We start from the raw sequence: 20,972 nt of genomic DNA, 5'->3' as shown, positions 1-20,972 counted from the left end.
GCGCCGGGACGAGGGTGGTGCGTCGTGCAGAGGAAAGCGCGCCTGGCGCGCGGTCGCCGCCCGCTCGGACGGCCGTCGCGCACTGGACGCGCGTAGAAAACAGTGAACAGTTGTCCCCCGACTTCTACGCGCGTCAATCTCCAGCCTGCCCCGGTCAGTTGTCAAGGTTTCGGCCATGTACGGCGGCCGACGGGGAGATGAACCGGGCGGCATGGGTGGAAATCCGTCTAGGCTGAGCGGCTGAGTGGTACGACCGTCCGAGGAGAACGAGCCCATGTCAGACAGCTCCCCCCTGCCGCCCGTGCGGCTGACCGACGAAGCGGAGCTGGCGCGGGCCGCCCTGTCCACGCCGCTGCTCTCCCGGGCCGCGCGGCTGGCCCGCTGGGCGGGGCCCGAGACCCGTGTCGACGCCGGCGGCGGGCTCGTCGAGGAGCACCTGCCCGCCGCGGCCGAGGTCCTCGGGCTCACCGGCGACGACGCCGCCGCCTACGCCAGCGAGGCCTGGCGGATCGCCGTCGACACCGGCCTGGTCGAGATCACCGACGAGGAGTCCGGCACCGTCGCCGCGGGCGAGGACCTCGCCCTGCTCACCGGCGGCTCCCCGCACGACGTGCTCGGCATCTGGCTGGGCGCCCTGGAGACGGTCCTCGCCGACGCCGGCGTGCCCGACCTGGACGACCTGGTCGACGCCATGGACCTGGAGAACGGCGGCGGCGAGATCGACTTCTCGCAGCTGGACTGGGACCCCGAGGCCGAGGCCGAGTTCCTGGACGGCGTGCTCGGCAACCTCTACCTGCTCTCCGTCAGCGAGGACGGCCCCGGCGAAGGGCCCGTGCCGCTCCCGGCGCTCGCCGCCTCCATGATCGTCCCCGGGGACATGGCCGAGCCCAGCAACGACATGCTGGAGCAGGTCTCCGACGCGATGATGCGCCTCGACGACCAGTTCCGGCTGCTGGAGCCGGTCGGCCTGGTCGCGTACCAGCCCGTGGACGAAGCCCTGATGGCCGACGCGGACGACGACGCCGACGCCGCCGACCCGGGTAACGCCGGGCCCGCCGGCCCCGTCGACGACACCGACGTCTCCCGCTACGGCATGGTCCGGCTCACCCCGCTCGGCCTGTACGGGCTGCGCGCTCGGCTGCTGGAGGCCGGCTTCGACGCGCCCGCCGTGGGCGACCTCGCCGACAAGGGCGCCGACGCGCTGCTCGACGGCACCGCCGCGTACGGGCCCCGGGCTGTGCGCGCGGAGACCGAGCAGTGGCTGTCCCGTCGCGAACCCCTCACCGCCGCACGGGAGTTGCTGGCCGCCGCGCGCGGCAGCGACCCCGGTGCGCCGCTGCGCCGGCTGCGCTGCCAGGAGGCGCTGTCCCTGGTCGGCCGCGCCGCCGAGCCCGCGCTGCGCGAGGTCCTGGGCGACGCGGAACTCGGCGGGCTGGCCCGGGTCTGGCTCACCGAGCACGGCGCGGCGGACGTGCCCGCGCCCTCGGAGGCGATGATCTTCTGGCTCACCATCGACACGGTCGCCGCACAGTTGGCCGCCGAGGGCAACTCGGAGGAGCTGCAGGCCCTCGTCGAGGGTCTCGCCGCCCAGCACGACGGCTTCTTCGCCGCGGCCTGGCGCGTCGAACACCCCGCCACCGCCGACGTCCTGGAGGCGATGGGCCGCCTCCACCCGGACAAGAAGGTGGCCAAGGAGGCCCGCAAGGCGGCGTTCAAGGCACGGTCGGCACAGGGCGGCTGAGGCCCGCCGGGGCTGTATGCGACGGCCGCCCCCCGCGGCCGCCGGATCGCACGCGGCGGCCGCTCCACCCGGGCCGCGTGCGGCGGCCATCCTGGGGCCGTGTGCAGCGCCCGGCCCCCGGGGCCGTTCAGCGGCCCCTCCCCGTGGCCGTACACAGGGGCCGCTTTCACCTGAGCCGCGCGCGGCGGTACACCCTGGTGGCACACGGCAGCCATCCCCGGGCCCTGCGCGGCAGCCGCCCTCGGCCCTTGTGCGCCGGCCAACCCCCCGGCCGCGTGCGGCGGCCAACCCCGGCCCGGGTGCAGCGGCCGGCCCCCCGGGGCCGTTAGCGGCCGCTCCCCGGGGGGCGTACACAGCAGCCGCTTTCCCCTGGGCCGCACGCGGCAGGCACCCCGGGGCCCTGCGCGGCAGCGGCCCTCGGCTCGTGCGCGCCGGCCACCCCCTGTCCGTGTGCGGCGGCCGCCCCCTGTCCGTGTGCGCCGGCCATCCCCGGCCCGTGCACGCCGACCGCCCCCGGCCGCGTTCGGCGGCCCTCCCCGGCGGCCGTCCCCGGGTCGCGTGCGCTGGCCGTCCCCGGGCCGCGTGTGGCGGCCGTCCGGCCGTGCGCTGCGGCCATCCCCGGCGCGTATGCAGCGGGCCGTCCCCGGCCTGTGCGGCGGTTGCCCCCACGGCCGTACGCAGCGGCCGCCGGGCGCCCCGCACACCGGCCGGAACCCCACGCCGACGGGATTCACGCGCCAGGTCCCGCTGCCGTCCCCCTCTGTTCAACCGCCGTTCAGCGGCGGGCGCGACGGTGTGGCCGCATCCGAGGTCCGCCACCCTCCACGGCACACCACTGTCACAGGAGACACCATGTCGCTCACCCGCAGGGACTTCACCCGAAAGTCCGCGATCACCGGTGCCGGGGTCGCCCTGGCCGGCAGCGTCGGCGCGCTCGCCACCGCGCCGAACGCCCTGGCGTCCTACGACACCGAGACCGAGGGCGACGCCTCGGCGGACGCGCGGCACTCGGCCGGCTACGGCCCGCTCCTGCCCGACCCGAACGGCATCCTCGCGCTGCCCGCCGGCTTCTCCTACCGCGTCGTCACCCACAGCGGCAAGACCAGGCTGGAGTCGGGCGAGTTCACCCCCTCCAACCACGACGGCACCGCCACCTTCACCGGTCCGCGCGGCGCGACCCTCCTCGTCAACAACCATGAGCTGAAGGGCCCGCGCGCCAACTGGAAGTACCCCGTCCCGCTCACCGACGGCCTCGTCTACGACCCCGCCGCCTCCGGTGGCTGCACGGTCGTCGAGGTCCGCCACGGCCACGTCGCCGAGTGGGTCGGCATCGCCGGCACCTCCACCAACTGCGCGGGCGGTTCGACCCCCTGGGGCACCTGGCTGACCTGCGAGGAGACCGAGGACAAGGCCGGCCAGAACGGCATGACCAAGGACCACGGATACGTCTTCGAGGTCGACCCCGCCGACCGCCGCGCCAACCGCGACCCCAAGCCCATCAAGGCGTTCGGGCGCTACGCCCACGAGGCCGTGGTGATCGACCCCAGGCGCGGTCACGCGTACCTCACCGAGGACGCCTCCGGCCCCAACGGCCTGCTCTACCGCTGGACCCCGCCGGCCGGCTTCGAGCACGGCCGCGGCCGGCTGCGCACCCTCGCCGACGACGCCGGCACGCTGCAGGCGTTCAAGTGCTTCGACTCCGGCGGTCAGTTCGTCGACGACCTCTCCCGCGCCACGAAGACCGGCACGGTGTACGGCGTGGACTGGATCGACGTCCCCGACCGCGACGCGAAGACCGTCCCGGTCCGCAAGCAGTTCACCACAGGCCGGATCACCCGCGCCCGCAAGCTGGAGGGCATGTGGTGGGGCGACGGCGGCGTCTACGTCGTCTCCTCCTTCGCCCGCGAGGAGAGCCCTGTCCAGCACGACGGCCAGGTCTGGTTCTACGACCCCAAGCGCCGCACCCTCACCCTGAAGGTGCTGCTCGGGGTGAACCCCGACCCGGCGCGGGACGGCGCCTTCGACGGCCCCGACAACATCACCGTCTCCCCCTACGGCGGCCTCGTCATCGCCGAGGACGGCGAGGGCGTACAGCACCTGTTCGGCGCGACCGACAGCGGCCGTACCTACCCCATCGCCCGCAACGAGCTGAACATCGGCACCGCCGAGGAGCCGGAGTACAGCGAGTTCACCGGCGTCACCTTCTCGCCCGACGGCAGGACCCTGTACGCCAACATCCAGACGCCCGGCATCATGCTCGCCATCACCGGCCCGTGGAAGCGGCAGAAGCGCGGCTGAACCCCCGTGTGATCCCCGCTCGTTAATTCGCTCGCCCGAACCCGCGGCCCCCACCTAAGCTGACGTACGTCCAGGTGCGACAGGCAGGACCTACTTCCGCTCATAACGGGGAGGCCGCGGGTTCGAATCCCGCCGCCGGCACGACAGGCCGGTGTAGCTCAGAGGCAGAGCACCACACGTCGGTTCAGCCGCCCTCGATCTCTGGACACGCAGAGCTTCACGCACCTCCCGGTGCGCAGGCAGCGGTTACTTCGTTGTGATCGAATCCGTACCGCAGCCGACTCAGATCTCGGGAGGCGCGGCTCATGGTGGGTGCCCGGTGCGCAGGCAACGGATACTTCCGGATCTGGTGGGCGCCGTGTGCGACCGTGCGGGTTCGAGCCCCGTCGTCGGCCCTGGGCCGATGTGGCGGAAGTGGAAGACGCGCCAGGATATGTGACCGTCGCCGCCTCTGACCTCGGGCCCCCTCCATCCGCCGCGCCTCCTCCGAACCACCAATGAATTCGGGGGAATTCACCATGGCACGCTTCAACACGCGGACCGCCAAGGCGCAGCCCGCCTCGCCCGTCACCACGACGGGCCGGGTGCTGCGCACCCACGAGGGCGGCCGCGGCCGGGAGCGGGACCCGCGCTCCGAGCTGTTCCTGCTCGCCGTCTCCCACCTCGTCTCCCAGAAGACCTTCTACGAGTCCGGCACCGCCCGCGACGAGCGGTTCGTGCGGCTCGTGCGCGAGCTGGCCGTCGCCGACCCGTCCTGGACGGCCGGCCTGCTCGGCTGGCTGCGCGGCGAGGGCAACATCCGTACCGCCGCCGTCGTGGGCGCCGCCGAGTACGTCAAGGCGCGTCTCGACGCCGGCGCCACCGACGGCCCGGCCAACCGGCAGGTCGTCGCCTCCGTGCTGCGGCGCCCGGACGAGCCCGGCGAGCTGCTGGCCTACTGGACGGCGACGTACGGCCGGGCCGTGCCCAAGCCGGTCAAGCGGGGCATCGCCGACGCCGTGCGCCGGCTGTACACCGGCAAGGCGCTGCTGAAGTACGACACCGCCTCCAAGGGCTACCGTTTCGGCGACATCCTCAACCTGGTGCACGCGGCGCCCGACCCGGACAAGCCGTGGCAGGGCGAGCTGTTCCAGTACGCGCTGGACCGCCGCCACCACCCGGAGACGGCCCTGCCGCCCGCCTCGGACCGCGTCCTGACCGCGCACCGCGCGCTGATGGCGCTGCCCGTCGCCGAGCGGCGGGCGGTGGTGACGTCGGCCGGCGGCGCCGAGCGGCTCGCCGAGGCCGGGATGACGTGGGAGGCGCTGGCGGGCTGGCTGCAGGGCCCGATGGACAAGGCGGCCTGGGAGGCCGTGATCCCGTCCATGGGCGCGATGGCGCTGGTGCGCAACCTGCGCAACTTCGACGAGGCCGGCGTCTCCGACGAGGTCGCGGCCCGGGTCGCGGCGCGGATCAGCGACCCGGCCGAGGTGGCGCGCTCGCGGCAGTTCCCCTTCCGCTACCTCGCCGCCTACCAGCACGCCCCGTCGCTGCGCTGGGCGTACCCGCTGGAGCAGGCGCTGCGCCACTCGCTGGCCAGCGTGCCCGCGCTGACCGGCCGCACCCTGGTGCTGGTCGACCGGTCAGGCTCGATGTTCTACTCCCGTCTGTCCGACCGGTCCGAGCTGACCCGGGCGGACGCGGCGGCGGTCTTCGGCGCGGCGCTCGCGCTGCGGGCCGAGCACGCGGACCTGGTGGAGTTCGGCACGTCGAGCAACGCGGTGCCGTTCCGCAAGGGCGAGTCGGTGCTGAAGGTCCTCGGCCGCTTCGGCGACCTGGGCGGCACCGACACCGTCGCGGCGGTACGGCGCCACTACCGGCGGCACGACCGGGTGCTGATCGTCACCGACGAGCAGTACGCCCCCAGCGGGTACGGCGACCCGACCGAGCAGGTCCCGGCGCACATCCCGGTCTACACCTGGAACCTGGCCGGCTACCGGGCCGGCCACGGCCCGTCCGGCACCGGCAACCGGCACGTCTTCGCGGGCCTCACGGACGCCGCGTTCCGCATGGTCCCGCTGCTGGAGGCGGGCCGGGACGCCGCCTGGCCGTGGCAGCGGGACGTGGCCGCCTAGGCGGAATGCCTGTATTGCCGGTGCCGGTGCCGGTTGCCGGGGCGGCCCGCTCAGGCCTGTTGCCGGGTCCTGCCGCCCCGGATGACCAGGGCCGACACCACCAGCGCGGTCAGGGCGATCAGCGCGCCCGCGCCGAACGCCCGGGCCGCGCCCGTGGTGAGGACGGCGGCGGGTGCGCCGGTCGCATGCCGGGTGGCGGTGCCGTACACCGTGACCAGCACGGCGAGGCCGACGGTGCCGCCGAGCCACTGCAGGGTCTGCAGCAGGCCCGAGGCGGCGCCCGCGTCGCCCGGTGCGACACGGGCCAGGATCGTGGCGTTGAGCGGCATGAAGCTCAGGCCGATGCCGGTGCCGAGCAGCAGCAGCGGGCCGAGCAGCCCGGCCGCGTACCCGTCGCCGGGCTCCAGCCGCCACAGCCACCCGGCCGCCGCCACCAGCAGGCCCATGCCGGTGAGCAGGACCGGCTTGGTGCCGAGGCGGGCCAGCAGGCGCGGCACCAGGCGGACGACGGTGAACATCGCCAGCGTCATCGGCAGGAAGGCCACCCCCGCGCGCAGCGGGCTGTAGTCCAGGACCTGCTGGGTGAAGAGGGTGAGGAAGTAGAACGCGCCGAACATGCCCGCGGGCAGCAGCAGCACGCCGAGGTAGCCGCCGGTGCGGTCGCGGTCGGCGAACAGCCGCAGCGGCATGACCGGTTGCCCGGCCCGCGCCTCGACCAGGCAGAAGCCGGCCAGCAGCGCCGCCGCGGCGGTGAAGCCCAGCAGCGCGCGGGTGTCGCTCCAGCCGTCCTCCGAGACCCGGACGAAGGCGTACACCAGCGAGGTCGTGCCGGCGGTGCCGGTGAGGGCGCCCGCCGCGTCGAACCGGCCCGCGTGGCGCGGGGTCTCGGGGACGAAGCGGGGCAGCGCGAGCGCGACGCCCACGCCGATGGGCACGTTGATCAGCAGGGACCAGCGCCAGGACGCCCACGAGGTGAGCATGCCGCCCACGAGCAGGCCGACCGAGGCGCCGATGCCGGCCATCGACGAGTAGACGCCGAGGGCGTGGTGGCGGCGCGGGCCCTCCGGGAAACCGGTCGTGATCAGCGCGAGCGTGCTGGGCGCGATCAGCGCGGCGCCGGCGCCCTGCGCGGCGCGGGCCGCGAGCAGCCACCCGCCCTCGCCGGCCAGGCCGCCGAGCAGGGACGAACCGGCGAACAGCAGGACTCCGGCGGTGAGCGTGCGGCGGCGGCCCGCGAGGTCGCCGATCCGGCCGCCCAGGAGCAGCAGACCGCCGAAGGCGAGCGTGTAGGCGTTGAGCACCCAGGACAGGCCGGTGGGGCTGAAGCCGAGGTCGTGCCGGATGTCCGGCAGAGCCACGTTGACCACGGTGGAGTCCACGCCGACCATCAGATAGGCGGTGACGACGACGAGGAGGACGGCACGCGGCCGGACGGGCCGGCCGGGCGGCGCGGAGTGCGCGGCGGTGGTGGTGGACGGCGTGGACATGGATGCTCTCTGTCTGGTGTCCCCGGATGGTGTCTGGTGTCCCTGGGCGAAGTGGTGGAGCATGCGGGCAGCACGGACGGACGGGTGACACGGCCCTGGGCGGCACGGCACTAACCGGGGACTGTCTCCGTTTCGTTGCGGACAAAATACGGAGAGAGTCTCCGGATTTGCAAGGAGTTTCTGGATGACGCAGGTCAAGCCCATGCGGGCGGACGCTCGGCGCAACTACGAGCGGTTGCTGAAGGCGGCGGCGGAGGCCTTCGCCGAGCATGGGGAGGGCGCGTCGCTCGACGACATCGCCAAACGCGCGGGGGTCGGCTCCGGCACGCTCTACCGGCACTTCCCGACCCGCCAGGCGCTGCTGGAGGCGGCGTACGTGGACCGCATCGAGGCGATGGCGGCGCGGGCGGACGAACTCGCCGCGCAGCTGCCGCCCGGCGAGGCACTGGACGAGTGGCTGTACGAGGTGTGCGTCGGCACGGTCCAGGTGCGGGGCATGAAGGCCCTGCTGGGATCGGCCGTCACCGACGGCAGCACGGCCGCGCTGACGGCCTGCGGCACGTCGATGAAGGGCGCGGCGGCGCGGCTGGTGGAGGCGGCGCAGCGGGAGGGCACGCTGCGGGCGGACCTGGAGCCGGTGGACCTGCTGCGGCTGGCGCACGGCGTGGCGACCGCCTCGGAACTCGCCGATCCCCGGGGCGGGCAGCTGCGCCGCTATCTGTCGGTGCTGACGGACGGGCTGCGGCCGCAGAAGTGATCCCGGCCGCGGGCGCCCCGGAGGCGGGGCGCCCGGCCGGGACCGCTCACAGGGCCTGGGCGGCCGGCTTCACCATGTTCCGGACCGTGCGGGCCTTGACGAAGTCGCCCATCGCGGTCATCTCCCACTCGCCGGAGAACTGGCGGATGAGCTTCGCCATCATCACGCCGGTCTGCGGCTCGGCGCTCGTCAGGTCGAAGCGGACCAGCTCCTCGCCGGTCGCGGCGTCGATCAGACGGCAGTAGGCCTTGGCGACCTCGGTGAACTTCTGGCCGGAGAACGAGTTGACCGTGAAGACCAGGCCGGTGACCTCCTGCGGCAGGCGCCCCAGGTCGACAGTGATCACCTCGTCGTCGCCGCCGCCCTCGCCGGTGAGGTTGTCCCCGGAGTGCCGGATCGCGCCGCCGACGATGGTCAGCTTGCCGAAGTAGCAGCTGTCGATGTGGTTGCGCTGGGGGCCGAAGGCGATGACCGAGGCGTCCAGGTCGATGTCCTTGCCGCGGTACGCGGGCTCCCAGCCGAGGCCCATCTGCACCTGCGACAGCAGCGGGCGGCCGCCCTTGACCAGGGAGACCGTCTGGTTCTTCTGGAGGCTGACCCGGCCCTTGTCGAGGTTGATCTTGCCGGCCGGGGCCGGGGGAGCGGCCGGAGCGGCCGGTGCCGCCGGGGGCTGCGTGGTGGGCATCGGCGGCGCCGCGGCCGGCTGCGGCGGGGCGGCGGGGGCCGCCGCGGGCTCCTCCACGCTCACGCCGAAGTCGGTCGCGATGCCCGCCAGCCCGTTCGCGTACCCCTGGCCGACCGCTCGGGCCTTCCACTGGCCGTTGCGCAAGTAGATCTCCACGACCACCAGGGCCGTCTCGGCGCCGAGACGCGGGGGCGTGAAGGTGGCGAGCACCGAGCCGTCGTCCGCGTTGCGGATCGTCGCCGTCGGCTCGATGCCCTGGAAGGTCTGGCCGGCCGCGTCCGGGCTGGCGGTGACGACGATCTTCTCGATGCCCGGCGGGAGGGCGGCCGTGTCGACGGTGATCGCGTCGGGGGCCGCGCCGCCGCCCGAGCGGTAGGTCACGCCCGGGCCGGAGGGCTGGTTGTAGAAGATGAAGTCGTCGTCGGAGCGCACCTTGCCGTCGGCGGTGAGCAGCAGGCCCGAGACATCGAGCCGCACGGGCGCGGCGACGTCCACCGCCACGCGGGCGACGGGGAGCGGGATGTTCGAGCCGGGGGTCATAGCTGTCATGCCGGGTGAACGAGCGGGGCCGCTTTACCGTTCCCTTACCAGCGGCCCTTCCCTCTCCAGCGCCCGTTCACCGGGGGCCCGCGCCGGTCAGGCCGACGGCACCACCACGATCTTCCGCCCCACCCCCGCCGCGAACTGCTCCAGGGCCTGCGGGTAGCTCTCCAGCGGGATGCGGTCGCTGATGAAGACCTCCGGGTCCAGGACACCGTTCGCGAAGAGTTCCGCCGCGCGTTCGAAGCTGTGCAGCACCGCCATCGACCCGGTGATCGTGATCTCCTGGTTGTAGATGCGGTACGGGTCGATCGTCACGCGCGTCGCGTAGTCCGCCACCCCGAACTGCAGGAACGTACCCGCCTTGGCCACCCTCTCCAGGCCGTCCTGGATCGCCGCCGCGTTGCCCGTGGCGTCGACGACGACGTCCCAGCCCTGCGGGCGGTCCAGCTCGTCGGCGTTCGCGGCCGACGCCGAGACACCGAGCCGGCGGGCCGTCTCCAGGCGGGCCGGGTTCACGTCGACCACGTCCACGCTCGCCGCGCCCGTCCGCTTGGCCAGCTCCAGCATCATCAGGCCCATCGTGCCGGAGCCGTAGATCAGCACGTGCGCGCCGAGGCGCGCGTTCAGCACGTCGTAGCCGCGGACCGCGCACGACAGGGGCTCGATCAGGGCCGCGTCCTCGGTGCGGACGTGCTCCGGGAGCTTCACGCAGTTCGCCACCGGCGCCAGCGCGTAGCGTGCCGCGCCGCCCGCGGTCGTCACGCCGATCGCCGCCCACCGCTCGCACAGGTTGTTGTGGCCGGTACGGCAGTAGCGGCACTCGTGGCAGTACAGCGACGGGTCCACGGCCACCCGGTCGCCCTCCGCGACCTCCGTGACCTGTGTGCCGACGGCGACGACCGTCCCCGCGAACTCGTGCCCCGGCACGATCGGCAGCTTGGGCGCGAACTCGCCCTGGAGGATGTGCAGGTCGGTGCCGCACAGTCCGCACGCGGCGACCTCCACGACGACCTCGCGCGGTCCCGGCGTCGGGTCCGGGACCTCCGTGACGACGGCGCGGCCCACGGACTCGATGACGGCGGCCTTCATTTCACAGCTCCCAACGACAGGCCCTGGACCAGCTTGTCCTGGGCGGCGAACCCCGCGGCGAGCACCGGCAGGGAGACGACGAGCGACGCGGCGCACACCTTCGCCAGGAACAGGCCCTGGCTGGTGATGAAGCCGGTCAGGAAGACGGGCGCGGTCTCGGCGACGACGCCGGTGAGCACCCGGGCGAACAGCAGCTCGTTCCAGCTGAAGATGAAGCAGATCAGGGCCGTCGCCGCGATGCCCGGCAGGGCGATCGGGGCGACCACGCGCGCGAGGATCGTCGGCAGCCGGGCCCCGTCCACCCGTGCCGCCTCGATGACGGCGACCGGGATCTCGGCGAGGAAGGACTGCATCATCCACACCGCGATCGGCAGGTTCATGGAGGTGTAGAGCAGGACCAGCAGCCAGATGTTGTCGAGCAGGCCCGCGTTCTTGGCGAACAGATAGAGCGGCAGCAGGCCCGCCACGGCCGGCAGCATCTTCGTGGAGAGGAAGAAGAACAGCACGTCCGTCCACTTGCGCACGCGCCGGATCGACAGCGCGTACGCCGCCGGCAGCGCGAGCAGCAGCACCAGCAGCGTCGACGCCGCCGACGCCACCAGTGAGTTGACCAGCGCCGGCCAGGGGCTCGCCCCGCCGCCGGTGCCGAAGAACTCGCGGTAGCCGTCCAGGGTCAGTGCGGCCGTGAAGGACGGCGGGTTGGTGGCCGCGTCCTGCTCGGAGTGGAAGGACGTCAGCGTCATCCACGCGATGGGCAGGAAGAACACGATCCCGGCCAGCCAGGCCAGCAGGCCCAGACCGTTCCGGCGCAGTACGGCGGTCATGAGCGCGCCACCTCCTCACGGAACAGGGACGACACGACGCGCAGGGCGAAGGTCGCGATGACGATCGAGCCGATGACGACCAGGACGCCGGCCGCCGAGGCGAGGCCGTTCTCATGGGCCTGGTAGAAGCTCTGGTAGACGGTGTAGGGCAGGTTGGCGGTGCCCAGCCCGCCGGAGGTGATCGTGAACACCGCGTCGAAGTTCTGCACGATGTAGATCGAGCCGAGCAGGGCGCCCAGTTCGAGGTAGCGGCGCAGGTGCGGCAGTGTGAGGTGGCGGAAGATCTGCCAGTCGCTCGCGCCGTCGACGCGGGCCGCCTCGATCTGCTCGTGGTCGCGGCTCTGCAGCCCGGCGAGCAGGATCAGCATCATGAACGGGGTCCACTGCCACACCAGGGACGCCTCCACCGCGAGCAGCGGCGTGTTCGAGATCCAGTCGGGCTGCGGGCCCCCGACGTAGTGCAGCAGCCCGTTGAACAGGCCGTACTCCGGGTTGTACAGGACGTGTTTCCACAGCAGCGCCGCCGCCACGGGCACGATCAGGAACGGCGCGATCAGCAGGGTGCGCACCACGCCCCGGCCGCGGAAGCGCCGGTCCAGCAGCAGCGCGAGGGCGAGGCCGAGGACCAGGCTCACCAGCACGACGGTCGCGGTGAGCAGGACGGTCGTCCACACCGAGTGGCGCAGGTCGGCGTCGGTGAGCACCTGGCGGTAGTTGTCGAGGCCGGTGAAGCGGCGGGCCTTCGGGTAGAGGGCGTTCCAGTCGAAGAAGCTGATCACCAGCGTGGCCACGAACGGCAGCTGGGTCACCACGATCATGAAGACCAGGGCGGGCAGCAGCGGGGCCCGGGTCGCCCAGCCGCGCAGCCGCGCCGAGGGCTGCCGTACCGTGCGGACGGGCGCGGTGGTCACGGGGGTCGTCGTCGTCGCGGTCATCGTCCCTCGTACTCCTCGGAGATCTGCTCGGCGAGCTTCTGGGACTTCTTCAGGGCCGACGCGACGGACTGGCGTCCCGCGACGGCCGCGCTGATCTCCTGGGAGACCTTGGTGCCGAGGTCGGTGAACTCGGGGATGCCGACGAACTGGATGCCGGGCGCGGGGCGCGGCTGGACGCCGGGGTCGTCGGGGCGGGCGTTCTCGATGGCCTTCCTGGTCATCTCCTGGAAGGCGGCGGCCTCCTTGGCGTACGCCGGGTTGCCGTACGTCGAGGCCCGCTTGCCCGCCGGGACGTTCGACCAGCCGATCTCGTCCCCGACCAGCTGCTCGTACTCCTTGCCGGACGCCCACGAGACGAACTTCCAGGCCTTGTCGGGGTTGCGGGAGGCCTGCTGGATGCCCCAGGCCCAGGTGTAGAGCCAGCCGGAGGACTGCGTCTTCTCCACGGGCGCGGGCGCGTACCCGAGCTTGCCCTTGACGGGGGAGTCCGCCGCCTCCAGCAGGCCGGCCGCGGAGGTGGCGTCGTACCACATGGCGACCTTGCCCTGGGTCATGTTGTTCAGGCACTCGGCGAAGCCGGCCTGGGCGGCGCCGGACTCGCCGTGCTCGCGGACCAGGTCGACATAGAACTTCGTCGCCTCCTGCCACTCGGGGGAGTCCAGCCGGGCCTTCCAGTCCTGGTCGAACCAGGTGCCGCCGAAGGTGTTCACGACCGTCGTCAGCGGGGCCATCACCTCGCCCCAGCCGGGCAGCCCGCGCAGGCAGATGCCCTTCATGCCGGGCTCGGCGCCGTCCGCCTTCGCCGCGAGGTCGGCGACCTGCCGCCAGGTGGGGCGGGCGGGCATCGTCAGGCCCTTCTCGGCGAAGACGTCCTTGCGGTACATCAGGAAGGACGACTCGCCGTAGAACGGCTGGCCGTAGAGCTTGCCGTCGTCGCCGGTGAGCGACTGGCGCATGGGCTTGAGGACGTCCTGCTCGTCGTAGGCCGGGTCCTTCGCCGCGTACGAGTCCATCTCGTGCAGCCAGCCGTTGCGGGCGTAGATCGGTATCTCGTAGTTGGACAGGGTCGCCACGTCGTACTGGCCGGCCTGGTTGGCGAAGTCCTGGCTGATCTTGTCGCGGACGTCGTTCTCCGGCAGCACGGTGAAGTTCACCTTGATGCCGGTCTCGCGCGTGAAGTGGGCGGCGGTGAGCTTCTGCAGCTCCACCATCTGCGGGTTGTTCACCATCAGGACGTTGAGGGAGTCACCGCCCGAGCCCGCCCCGCCGGCCCCGACCCAGCAGCCGGAGAGCAGCGGGGCGAGCAGCGTCCCTGCGGCGGCCGCGGCGAGCGTGGCCCGCCGTGGTCGTCGTCGGCTCTGGGTTCGCATGGATCGCTCCTGGACGTATGAGGAGATAAGGGGCATCAAGGGGTGCGGGAGGGCCCGCGGGTGGCGATGCCGGGTGTCTGCCCGGGTGTCTGGCCGGGTGTCTGCCGGGTGCCGTCAGACCCGGATGACCTGTGGCCCGAGCAGCGAGTAGCGGTGGGCCTCCGCCGCCGGGAGCAGCGTGCTCGTCACGATCGCCTCCACCGCGCCGACCTCGGCGAACCGGCAGAAGCTGACCGCGCCGAACTTGGTGTGCACGCCGGCGAAGACGGTCCGCCGCGCGGCCCGCATCGCCTGCGCCTTGACCTCGCCGACGGCGGGGTCGGGCGTGGTGAGGCCGTGGTCGCGGGAGATGCCGTTGGCGCCGACGTAGGCCAGGTCGAGGACGAAGCCGGCCAGCATCCTCGTCGTCCAGTGGTCGACGGTGGCGAGGGTGCCGGCCCGGACCCGGCCGCCGAGCAGCAGCACCGAGACGTTCTCCGACCCGGCGAGGGCACCGGCGACCGGCAGGGACGCGGTGACCACGGTCAGCGGCCGGTCCCGGGGCAGTGCCTCGGCGATGAGCTGCGGGGTGAAGCCCTCGTCGACGAAGACCGTCTCGGCGTCGCCGAGCAGTCCGGCCGCCGCGGCGGCGATCCGGCGCTTCTCGGGGACGTGGCTGGTGGCGCGGAAGGCGAGCGTCGTCTCGAACCCGGCGCTCTCCACCGGGTAGGCGCCGCCGTGCGTACGGCGGATCAGACCGTGGTCCTCCAGGGCGCGCAGGTCCCGCCGTACGGTCTCCTTCGCGACGCCCAGCTCGGACGCGAGCGCGGCGACGTCGACCGAGCCGGTGGCCCGTGCGACGCGCACGATCTCCCGCTGGCGCTCCTCCGCCGTCCTCGTGGCCATCGGCCGCCACCCACTTCCTCGTGTGCTGCCCGTTCGGGCCCGGTGGGGCCCTCGGAAGGAAGTTCTACAGCGGCTGCCGGGCGCTGACCAGGCCTGTTGCCTGCCCGATGCTGCCCGAATGTGCCCGTTCACGGGGCGTGCTGCCCGGCGCGGACCTGCGGCGCTGCGGTGCGGGGCGTGGGATCGGGCACGACCGGTGCCCGAATACGGCGGCGGGCGGGCCCGTTCGGTGCCCGCCCGCCCTCCTGAGGGTCGATTTTCCGCCGCGCGTCAGTACGGCCAGACCGGCGGGTCGTTGACGAAGTGGCCGCCGAGGCAGGCGTGGGCGGGGTTGTCCGGGTCCAGCTCGCCGTGCTCGGCGACGAGCTTCTCGGCGTACACCTCGGAGTCGTCCTGCGGCGCGTAGCCGAGCGCCCGCGCGGTGGTCAGGTCCCACCACAGGCGGGTGTTGGCGGAGGAGCCGTAGACGACGGTGTGCCCGACCCGCTCGGCGGTGAGCGCCGCGTGGAAGAGGCGGGCGCCGTCGGCGGGGCTCATCCACACCGACAGCATTCGCACGCTGGTCGGCTCGGGGAAGCAGGAGCCGATCCGCACGGACACCGTCTCCAGGCCGTACTTGTCCCAGTAGAGCTGGGCGAGGTCCTCGCCGAAGCACTTGGACAGGCCGTAGAAGGTGTCCGGGCGGCGCGGCGTGTCGATCGGGATGAGGGGGTCGTCGCCCTGCGGGCGCGGGGTGTAGCCGACGGCGTGGTTGGAGGAGGCGAAGACGATCCGGCGCACGCCCTCCTCGCGGGCGGCCTCGTACAGGTTGTACGTGCCCTCGATGTTCGCCGTGAGGATCTTCTCGAACGGGGCTTCCAGGGAGATGCCCGCAAAGTGGATGATCGCGTCGACGCCGCGTACGGCCTCGCGCAGCGCCTCCCGGTCGGCGAGGTCGGCGGTGATCGCGTCCGGCGCGCCCTCGACCGGGCGCACGTCGAGCAGGCGCAGCGTGTAGCCGTACTCGGGGAGCAGGTCCCGCATCAGGGTGCCGAGCCCGCCGGCGGCGCCGGTGAGCAGAACGGTGCGGGGAGCGGGCATCCTCGGTCTCCTTGGTCAGCCGCGGCGGACTTCCGCATGCTTGGACGATATTCACATGCGTGGACACGCTAGGGAGCTGCGGCGCGCCCCGTCAAGGGTCACCGCTTGACCGGCCTCGGGAAACGTCCTTAGGGTGAGCGTGTTCATAAATATGGACGCCAGTCATAAACATGAGCGCCTTCCCAGGGAGAGCCCGTGACGTCAGCCCCTCTCGCCGCTCGACTCGGCCGACCCGGCGGGCCGCTGTTCTTCCCCGTCACCGCCTACGGCCCCGACGGCTCCGTCGACCTCGACACCTACCGCACCCATGTGCGCCGCGGGATCGACGCCGGGGCCGCCGCCGTGTTCGCCTGCTGCGGCACCGGCGAGTTCCACGCGCTCACCCCCGAGGAGTTCGAGGCCTGCGTGCGCACGGCCGTCGAGGAGGCCGACGGGCGCGTCCCCGTCCTCGCCGGCACCGGGTACGGCACCGCGCTCGCCGTCCGCTACGCCCGCCTCGCCGAGGCCGCCGGCGCCGACGGGCTGCTCGCCATGCCGCCGTACCTGGTGGTCGCCGGACAGGAAGGGCTGCTGCGGCACTACCGGGAGATCGCCGCCGCGACCGCGCTGCCGGTCATCGTCTACCAGCGCGACAACGCCGTGTTCACCCCGGAGACGGTCGTGGAACTCGCTCGCACCGAGGGCGTCGTCGGCCTCAAGGACGGCCTCGGCGACCTGGACCTGATGCAGCGGATCGTCAGCGCGGTGCGCGCCGAGGTCCCGGGCGACTTCCTCTACTTCAACGGCCTGCCCACCGCCGAGCTGACCCAGCCCGCCTACCGCGCGGTCGGCGTCCCGCTGTACTCCTCCGCCGTCTTCTGCTTCGCCCCGGACATCGCCCTCGCCTTCTACCGGGCGCTGGAGGAGGACGACCGGGCCACCGCCGAGCGCCTGCTCGACGGCTTCTACCGGCCGTTCGTCGAGCTGCGCGCCCAGGGCCGCGGCTACGCCGTCTCCCTCGTGAAGGCGGGCGTACGGCTGGGCGGACTGGACGTGGGGGAGGTCCGGCCGCCGCTGCACGAGCCGGCCGAGGACCACGTCAAGCAGCTCGCCCAGCTCGTCGAGCGCGGACACGCGCTGCTGGAGGGGGACGGCCGGTGAAGGCGTCGGCATTCGTCTACCCCTGGGACGTCAACGGCGACCCCGAGGCCCCCGCCCGTATCGCCGGGCTCGGCGTACGGCAGGTCACCCTCGCCGCCGCCTACCACTCCACCCGCGCGCTGACCCCCCGCCACCCGCGCCACCGTGTCGTCACCGCCGAGTACGCGGCCGTCCTCTACCCGCCCGGCGCGCACTGGGCCGACCGCGCCCCGCGCCCTCACCCGGCCGGGGACTGGGCACCCGGCGACGCGTGGGGCGAGGCCGCCGCCGCACTCGCGGGCGCCGGCCTGGAGGTGCACACCTGGGTCGTCCTCGCCCACAACTCCCGCCTCGGCGCCGAGCACCCGGACACCTCCGTCGTCAACGCCTACGGCGACCGCTACCCGTGGGCGCCGTGCATCGCGCAGCCCGCCACGCGCGCGTACCTCGTCGGCCTGGCCGCCGAGGCCGCCGTACGGCCCGGCGCGGCCGGCACCGAGCTGGAGTCCCTCGGCTGGTACGGCCTCGCCCATCTGCACGCCCACGACAAGACCGGCGGCGTCGGCCTCGGGGAGGCCGGGCAGTACCTGATGTCGCTGTGCTTCTGCCCCGCCTGCCGGGACGGGTACGGGCGGCACGGACTGGACGCCGACCGGCTCGCCGCCGCCGTGCGGGCCGCGCTGGAGCCGGTGTGGCGGCAGGAGCCGGGGGAGGGCGGCTGGGCCGGTGTGGAGAAGCTGCTGGGCGAGCCGCTGGCCGCGGCCACGCGCGCGTACCGCGACGAGACCGCCCGCACCCTCCAGGAGGAGGCCGTCGCCGCCGTACGCGCCGCCGCCCCGGCCGGCTTCCAGGTCCTGCTCCACGCCGACCCGGTGTCCTACCACTGCGGCGCCAACGCGGGCGTCGACCCCGCGCACATCCTCTCCGTCGCCGACGGCGTCGTCGTGCCCTGCACGGGCGACCCGTCACCGCTCACGCCGTTCGCCGCACAGGACCGGCCGGACGCGGTGCTCGCCGCCAACCTCACCGTCGTCTCCGGCATGGGCGGCAGCCCGGCCACCCTCGCCGCGGACGCGGCACGCGCGCGTGACCTCGGCGCGACGGAACTGCGGCTCTATCACGCGGGGCTGGCGTCGGACGCCGACCTGTCGGCGGTACGGTCGGCACTCGCCGGGGGGTGAGCCGTACGGGTACCGGGCTGGGGCTGACCCCCGTCCTCGTCCCCTGGCCGGTACCCGTCCTCGTCCCCCTCGCGGTACACGCCCACGCCGCACACCTCCCGGCCCCGGCGGGCCAGGACCGCCGGCGCCGTCAGCCACACCGCGCCGAGGGCCGGCAGGACCAGACGGTGGTCGGCCAGCTCCACCAGGCCCGCGCCCACCGCCAGTCCCGCCACCGTCGGCGCGAACAGCAGCGTGTTCGCCGTGGCCGCCACGCGGCCCAGCAACGGCCCCGGCGTCTCGCGCTGTACGGCGGTCATCGCGGCGATCAGCGCGCACGGCAGCCCCACGCCGTAGACCGCGCTGCACACCACGGCCACCGCGTCCGACGGCACCGCCCGCAGCGCCGCCGCGACGGCCGCGAGCGCGCTGCCGTACACCGCGAACCGGACCGCGCCCAGGCGGCGCAGCGCCGGACCCGCGACCAGCCCGGCCACCACCGTGCCCGCGCCCTGCGCGGCGGCGAGCACCCCGGCGTACGCGGGGCAGCGGCCGAGGCCGTCGACGACGGCGTAGACGAGGGCCCCGTTGATCCCGGAGCACAGCATCGTCGCGCCGCCGGCCAGCACCAGCAGCCGCAGCCGGGGACGCCCCCACAGGTACCGCGCGCCCTCCGCGGTCCGCGTGCGCCAGCCGGACTCGGGCGGGGGCGGCTTCTCCTCGCGGACGCGCAGCGCGGCGTAGACGCCGGCGGCGAGGACGAAGGTGAGCGCGTCCAGCAGGGCGACGCCCGGCCCGCCATACGCCGCGTACAGGCCCGCCCCCGCGAGCGGGGCCAGCAGCTTCATGCTCTCGGTGGCCGTCATGCGCAGCCCGTTGAAGTCGCCGAGCAGCCGCGCGTCCACCGCGGACGCGACCAGCGCCGACTCGGCCGCGTCATGGACGACGCCCGCGGTGCCGTAGACGAACAGCACCGCGAGGACGAGCCACACCCGGTCCGCCGAGCCGACCGCCGACAGGGCCGGCAGCAGGGCGGCCGGCAGCAGGCTCACGCCGATCAGCAGCGGTCTGCGGCGGACCCGGTCGGCGAGTGTGCCCAGCGCCGGGCCCGCCAGGACCGGCGCCCACATCGCCAGCTGGCACAGCGCGGCCAGCCCGTCGGAGCCGGTCAGGTCCTTCACCCACACGCCGGCCGCCAGCCACAGCGCCGCCGTGCCGAAGCCGGAGACCACCACCCCGGTCAGGTAGATCCCCGCGTTGCGGTCGCGCAGCACGTGCGGCAGCGGCGACCTCGATCGCTTGCTCGTCATGTCCGGCCATGCTGGTCCTAAGGCCCCCGGGCGGGGATCGGGCACATTCCCCGGAAAGTTCCGGGCCGGCCGATGAGTTCCGGGGCCGGCGTCGGTCACCCTTCCGAGAGCCCCTACGGCGAGGAGCCACGGATGACCGACACGAGCCAAACCTTCGACTTCGCACCCCAGACCCGGATCCTGGCGCGCCTCGTGGAGGGCGTGCGCGACGGACAGCTGGACGACCCCACCCCCTGCCCGGGGGTCGCGGTGCGCAACATGCTGGGCCATGTGCACGGCGTGGCCATCGCCTTCCGGGACGCCGCCCGCAAGGATCTCGGCCCCACCACCGACACCGCCCCGGACGCCACCACGCAGGACGTCGGCCCCGACTGGCGCGCGGCACTCCCCAAGGCCCTCGACGAACTCGCCGACGCCTTCCGCGACCCGGCCGCCTGGACCGGCATGACCCGCGCGGGCAGCGTGGACCTGCCGGGCGCGGTGGCCGCCGCCGTCGCCGTGGACGAACTGGTCGTCCACGGCTGGGACCTGGCCCGCGCGACCGGCCAGGAGTACGAGCCCGACCCGACCGCGCTGCGGGTGTCGTACGACTTCCTGCTCGCCTCCGTCGACGCCGAGGGCAACGGCATCTTCGGCCCGGTCGTCCCGGTCCCCGAGGACGCGCCCCTGCTGGACCGCACGGTGGGGCTGAGCGGCCGGGACCCGGGCTGGACGCGGCAGGCCTGAGAGCCGGCTTCCACCGGGACCGCGAAGGGGCTGCGGCCCGCCTGCCGCCCGCGCTACGGTGCTCTGCAACCGGCCTGTGACGAGGGGGAGTTCATGCCGAGAGCAGGGGTGTGCAGCGGCCTGACCGGGACGCGGGCGGGGAGGTCGGCCGGCCGGGGCGGGGCGCGCCGGGTGTGGTGTGCCGCGCTGCTCTGCGCGGGCCTGGCGGTCCTCTCGGCCTGCTCCGACGAGGACGAGCCCGTGGGGGCCGCCGAGTCGGCCACGAGCGCCTCCACGCCGTCCGCCCCGCGGTCGACGCCCACGCCGTCCTCCGTATCTCCGTCCCCGTCGGCATCCGTCTCGCTCTCGCCGCGCGCCGCCGTCACCGGCTGGTTCACCTCCGGCGGCGAGGACCAGCTCGTCGACGTCATGGGCGTCGCCGCCGACGTGCAGGCCCGCCACGAGAGGGACGCGCTGATCATCGACTTCACCGGCTTGTTCGACACGGTGCACGCGGCGCAGAAGTACGCGCCCATCCCGGACCGCGCCACCCAGACGGCCTGGAAGACCGCGCTGCAGCACCTCAGCAGTGGCGCGGGCGATGTCTACAACGCCTCCGCGCTCGGCCGCGGGACGGAGGACGACCCGAAGTCGCGGGAGCAGATCGATCACGGCTGGAAGGAGTTCGGCGAGGGCGTCAAGGGCCTGAAGGCGCTCCAGACGCGCCTGCACCGCCAGTTCGGCCTGGACCTGCGGACCGACCCGTGGGCCGACCCGACCTGAGCCCGACGACGGCCCGCCCCGAGCGCGGAGGTCGCCGGGCCGCCCAGCGGCGGGCCACAGCCTTGCCCCCCTCCGGCCACCGAAGCG

At 73.7% G+C, this 20,972-nt stretch carries 17 protein-coding genes and 1 tRNA gene; 9 read left to right on the top strand and 9 right to left on the bottom strand.

Features of this window, described 5'->3' with window-relative positions:
* Positions 1-274 precede the first annotated feature (274 nt).
* From IE308_RS34055 to IE308_RS34040, 4 genes are all read left to right on the top strand, one after another.
* Positions 275-1,741: a hypothetical protein gene (locus IE308_RS34055; RefSeq protein ID WP_190220851.1), complete on the top strand. Its 1,467-nt coding sequence runs from the start codon at positions 275-277 to the stop codon at positions 1,739-1,741.
* Between the two features lie 852 nt (positions 1,742-2,593).
* Positions 2,594-4,039, top strand: coding sequence for an alkaline phosphatase PhoX (locus IE308_RS34050; protein ID WP_190220850.1), 1,446 nt, complete (start codon positions 2,594-2,596; stop codon positions 4,037-4,039).
* A 58-nt stretch (positions 4,040-4,097) separates the two neighbouring features.
* Positions 4,098-4,180, top strand: a tRNA-Met gene (locus tag IE308_RS34045).
* A 377-nt stretch (positions 4,181-4,557) separates the two neighbouring features.
* Positions 4,558-6,153: a TROVE domain-containing protein gene (locus IE308_RS34040; RefSeq protein ID WP_190220849.1), complete on the top strand. Its 1,596-nt coding sequence runs from the start codon at positions 4,558-4,560 to the stop codon at positions 6,151-6,153.
* A 50-nt stretch (positions 6,154-6,203) separates the two neighbouring features.
* Here IE308_RS34040 and IE308_RS34035 read toward each other — a convergent pair whose 3' ends face one another.
* Complete coding sequence (locus IE308_RS34035) at positions 6,204-7,640, bottom strand: MFS transporter (protein WP_190220848.1); 1,437 nt, start codon at positions 7,638-7,640, stop codon at positions 6,204-6,206.
* Between the two features lie 184 nt (positions 7,641-7,824).
* Here IE308_RS34035 and IE308_RS34030 point away from each other — a divergent pair, with 184 nt between their 5' ends.
* Positions 7,825-8,397: a TetR/AcrR family transcriptional regulator gene (locus tag IE308_RS34030; protein ID WP_190220847.1), complete on the top strand. Its 573-nt coding sequence runs from the start codon at positions 7,825-7,827 to the stop codon at positions 8,395-8,397.
* A gap of 46 nt (positions 8,398-8,443) precedes the next feature.
* On the opposite strand, the gene IE308_RS34025 is transcribed toward IE308_RS34030, so the two are convergent.
* From IE308_RS34025 to IE308_RS33995, 7 genes are all read right to left on the bottom strand, one after another.
* Positions 8,444-9,622, bottom strand: coding sequence for a TerD family protein (locus IE308_RS34025; protein ID WP_190220985.1), 1,179 nt, complete (start codon positions 9,620-9,622; stop codon positions 8,444-8,446).
* Positions 9,623-9,718: 96 nt separating this feature from the next.
* Positions 9,719-10,714 (bottom strand): zinc-dependent alcohol dehydrogenase family protein, encoded by a 996-nt coding sequence (locus IE308_RS34020; RefSeq protein WP_190220846.1) that lies wholly within the window; start codon positions 10,712-10,714, stop codon positions 9,719-9,721.
* A complete protein-coding gene (locus IE308_RS34015) occupies positions 10,711-11,538 on the bottom strand; it encodes a carbohydrate ABC transporter permease (protein ID WP_110627326.1) in 828 nt (275 codons plus the stop codon). Before IE308_RS34015 ends, IE308_RS34020 begins: the two co-directional genes overlap by 4 nt.
* Positions 11,535-12,473: a carbohydrate ABC transporter permease gene (locus IE308_RS34010; protein WP_190220845.1), complete on the bottom strand. Its 939-nt coding sequence runs from the start codon at positions 12,471-12,473 to the stop codon at positions 11,535-11,537. The genes IE308_RS34015 and IE308_RS34010 overlap by 4 nt, the downstream gene beginning before the upstream one ends.
* Positions 12,470-13,843 (bottom strand): ABC transporter substrate-binding protein, encoded by a 1,374-nt coding sequence (locus tag IE308_RS34005; protein WP_190220844.1) that lies wholly within the window; start codon positions 13,841-13,843, stop codon positions 12,470-12,472. Before IE308_RS34005 ends, IE308_RS34010 begins: the two co-directional genes overlap by 4 nt.
* Positions 13,844-13,957: 114 nt before the next feature.
* Positions 13,958-14,728 carry a DeoR/GlpR family DNA-binding transcription regulator gene (locus IE308_RS34000; RefSeq protein WP_190220843.1) on the bottom strand — a complete coding sequence of 257 codons (771 nt, stop codon included), beginning with the start codon at positions 14,726-14,728 and terminating at the stop codon, positions 13,958-13,960.
* 270 nt (positions 14,729-14,998) lie between these two features.
* Entirely contained in the window at positions 14,999-15,808 is an 810-nt protein-coding gene (locus IE308_RS33995; protein WP_190220842.1) for an NAD-dependent epimerase/dehydratase family protein, read from the bottom strand.
* Between the two features lie 195 nt (positions 15,809-16,003).
* Here IE308_RS33995 and IE308_RS33990 point away from each other — a divergent pair, with 195 nt between their 5' ends.
* Together IE308_RS33990 and IE308_RS33985 are read left to right on the top strand one after the other, a co-directional pair.
* Positions 16,004-16,948: a 5-dehydro-4-deoxyglucarate dehydratase gene (locus tag IE308_RS33990; protein ID WP_190220841.1), complete on the top strand. Its 945-nt coding sequence runs from the start codon at positions 16,004-16,006 to the stop codon at positions 16,946-16,948.
* Positions 16,945-18,108 (top strand): hypothetical protein, encoded by a 1,164-nt coding sequence (locus IE308_RS33985; RefSeq protein ID WP_190220840.1) that lies wholly within the window; start codon positions 16,945-16,947, stop codon positions 18,106-18,108. The genes IE308_RS33990 and IE308_RS33985 overlap by 4 nt, the downstream gene beginning before the upstream one ends.
* Here IE308_RS33985 and IE308_RS33980 read toward each other — a convergent pair.
* A complete protein-coding gene (locus IE308_RS33980) occupies positions 18,045-19,397 on the bottom strand; it encodes an MFS transporter (RefSeq protein WP_190220839.1) in 1,353 nt (450 codons plus the stop codon). The genes IE308_RS33985 and IE308_RS33980 overlap by 64 nt on opposite strands.
* 132 nt (positions 19,398-19,529) lie before the next feature.
* On the opposite strand from IE308_RS33980, the gene IE308_RS33975 reads away from it, so the two are divergent.
* Positions 19,530-20,123 (top strand): TIGR03086 family metal-binding protein, encoded by a 594-nt coding sequence (locus IE308_RS33975; protein ID WP_190220838.1) that lies wholly within the window; start codon positions 19,530-19,532, stop codon positions 20,121-20,123.
* A 93-nt stretch (positions 20,124-20,216) separates the two neighbouring features.
* Positions 20,217-20,885 (top strand): hypothetical protein, encoded by a 669-nt coding sequence (locus IE308_RS33970; RefSeq protein WP_190220837.1) that lies wholly within the window; start codon positions 20,217-20,219, stop codon positions 20,883-20,885.
* Positions 20,886-20,972: the final 87 nt, after the last annotated feature.

This window comes from Streptomyces griseosporeus, from assembly GCF_014656055.1.
Classification (GTDB): Bacteria; Actinomycetota; Actinomycetes; order Streptomycetales; family Streptomycetaceae; genus Streptomyces; species Streptomyces griseosporeus.
Note: the sequence above shows the minus strand (reverse complement) of the source record. Positions and strands in the feature narration are given on the sequence as shown.

What these genes read in the sequence shown, in the direction of transcription:
- IE308_RS33980 (WP_190220839.1), bottom strand. Translation starts at nt 19,397, where the DNA reads ATGACGAGCAAGCGATCGAGGTCGCCGCTGCCGCACGTGCTGCGCGAC.
- IE308_RS34000 (WP_190220843.1), bottom strand. Translation starts at nt 14,728, where the DNA reads ATGGCCACGAGGACGGCGGAGGAGCGCCAGCGGGAGATCGTGCGCGTC.
- IE308_RS34040 (WP_190220849.1), top strand. Translation starts at nt 4,558, where the DNA reads ATGGCACGCTTCAACACGCGGACCGCCAAGGCGCAGCCCGCCTCGCCC.
- IE308_RS34035 (WP_190220848.1), bottom strand. Translation starts at nt 7,640, where the DNA reads ATGTCCACGCCGTCCACCACCACCGCCGCGCACTCCGCGCCGCCCGGC.
- IE308_RS34015 (WP_110627326.1), bottom strand. Translation starts at nt 11,538, where the DNA reads ATGACCGCCGTACTGCGCCGGAACGGTCTGGGCCTGCTGGCCTGGCTG.
- IE308_RS34055 (WP_190220851.1), top strand. Translation starts at nt 275, where the DNA reads ATGTCAGACAGCTCCCCCCTGCCGCCCGTGCGGCTGACCGACGAAGCG.
- IE308_RS34020 (WP_190220846.1), bottom strand. Translation starts at nt 10,714, where the DNA reads ATGAAGGCCGCCGTCATCGAGTCCGTGGGCCGCGCCGTCGTCACGGAG.
- IE308_RS34050 (WP_190220850.1), top strand. Translation starts at nt 2,594, where the DNA reads ATGTCGCTCACCCGCAGGGACTTCACCCGAAAGTCCGCGATCACCGGT.
- IE308_RS33970 (WP_190220837.1), top strand. Translation starts at nt 20,217, where the DNA reads ATGCCGAGAGCAGGGGTGTGCAGCGGCCTGACCGGGACGCGGGCGGGG.
- IE308_RS33975 (WP_190220838.1), top strand. Translation starts at nt 19,530, where the DNA reads ATGACCGACACGAGCCAAACCTTCGACTTCGCACCCCAGACCCGGATC.
- IE308_RS34010 (WP_190220845.1), bottom strand. Translation starts at nt 12,473, where the DNA reads ATGACCGCGACGACGACGACCCCCGTGACCACCGCGCCCGTCCGCACG.
- IE308_RS34030 (WP_190220847.1), top strand. Translation starts at nt 7,825, where the DNA reads ATGACGCAGGTCAAGCCCATGCGGGCGGACGCTCGGCGCAACTACGAG.
- IE308_RS33995 (WP_190220842.1), bottom strand. Translation starts at nt 15,808, where the DNA reads ATGCCCGCTCCCCGCACCGTTCTGCTCACCGGCGCCGCCGGCGGGCTC.
- IE308_RS34025 (WP_190220985.1), bottom strand. Translation starts at nt 9,622, where the DNA reads ATGACCCCCGGCTCGAACATCCCGCTCCCCGTCGCCCGCGTGGCGGTG.
- IE308_RS34005 (WP_190220844.1), bottom strand. Translation starts at nt 13,843, where the DNA reads ATGCGAACCCAGAGCCGACGACGACCACGGCGGGCCACGCTCGCCGCG.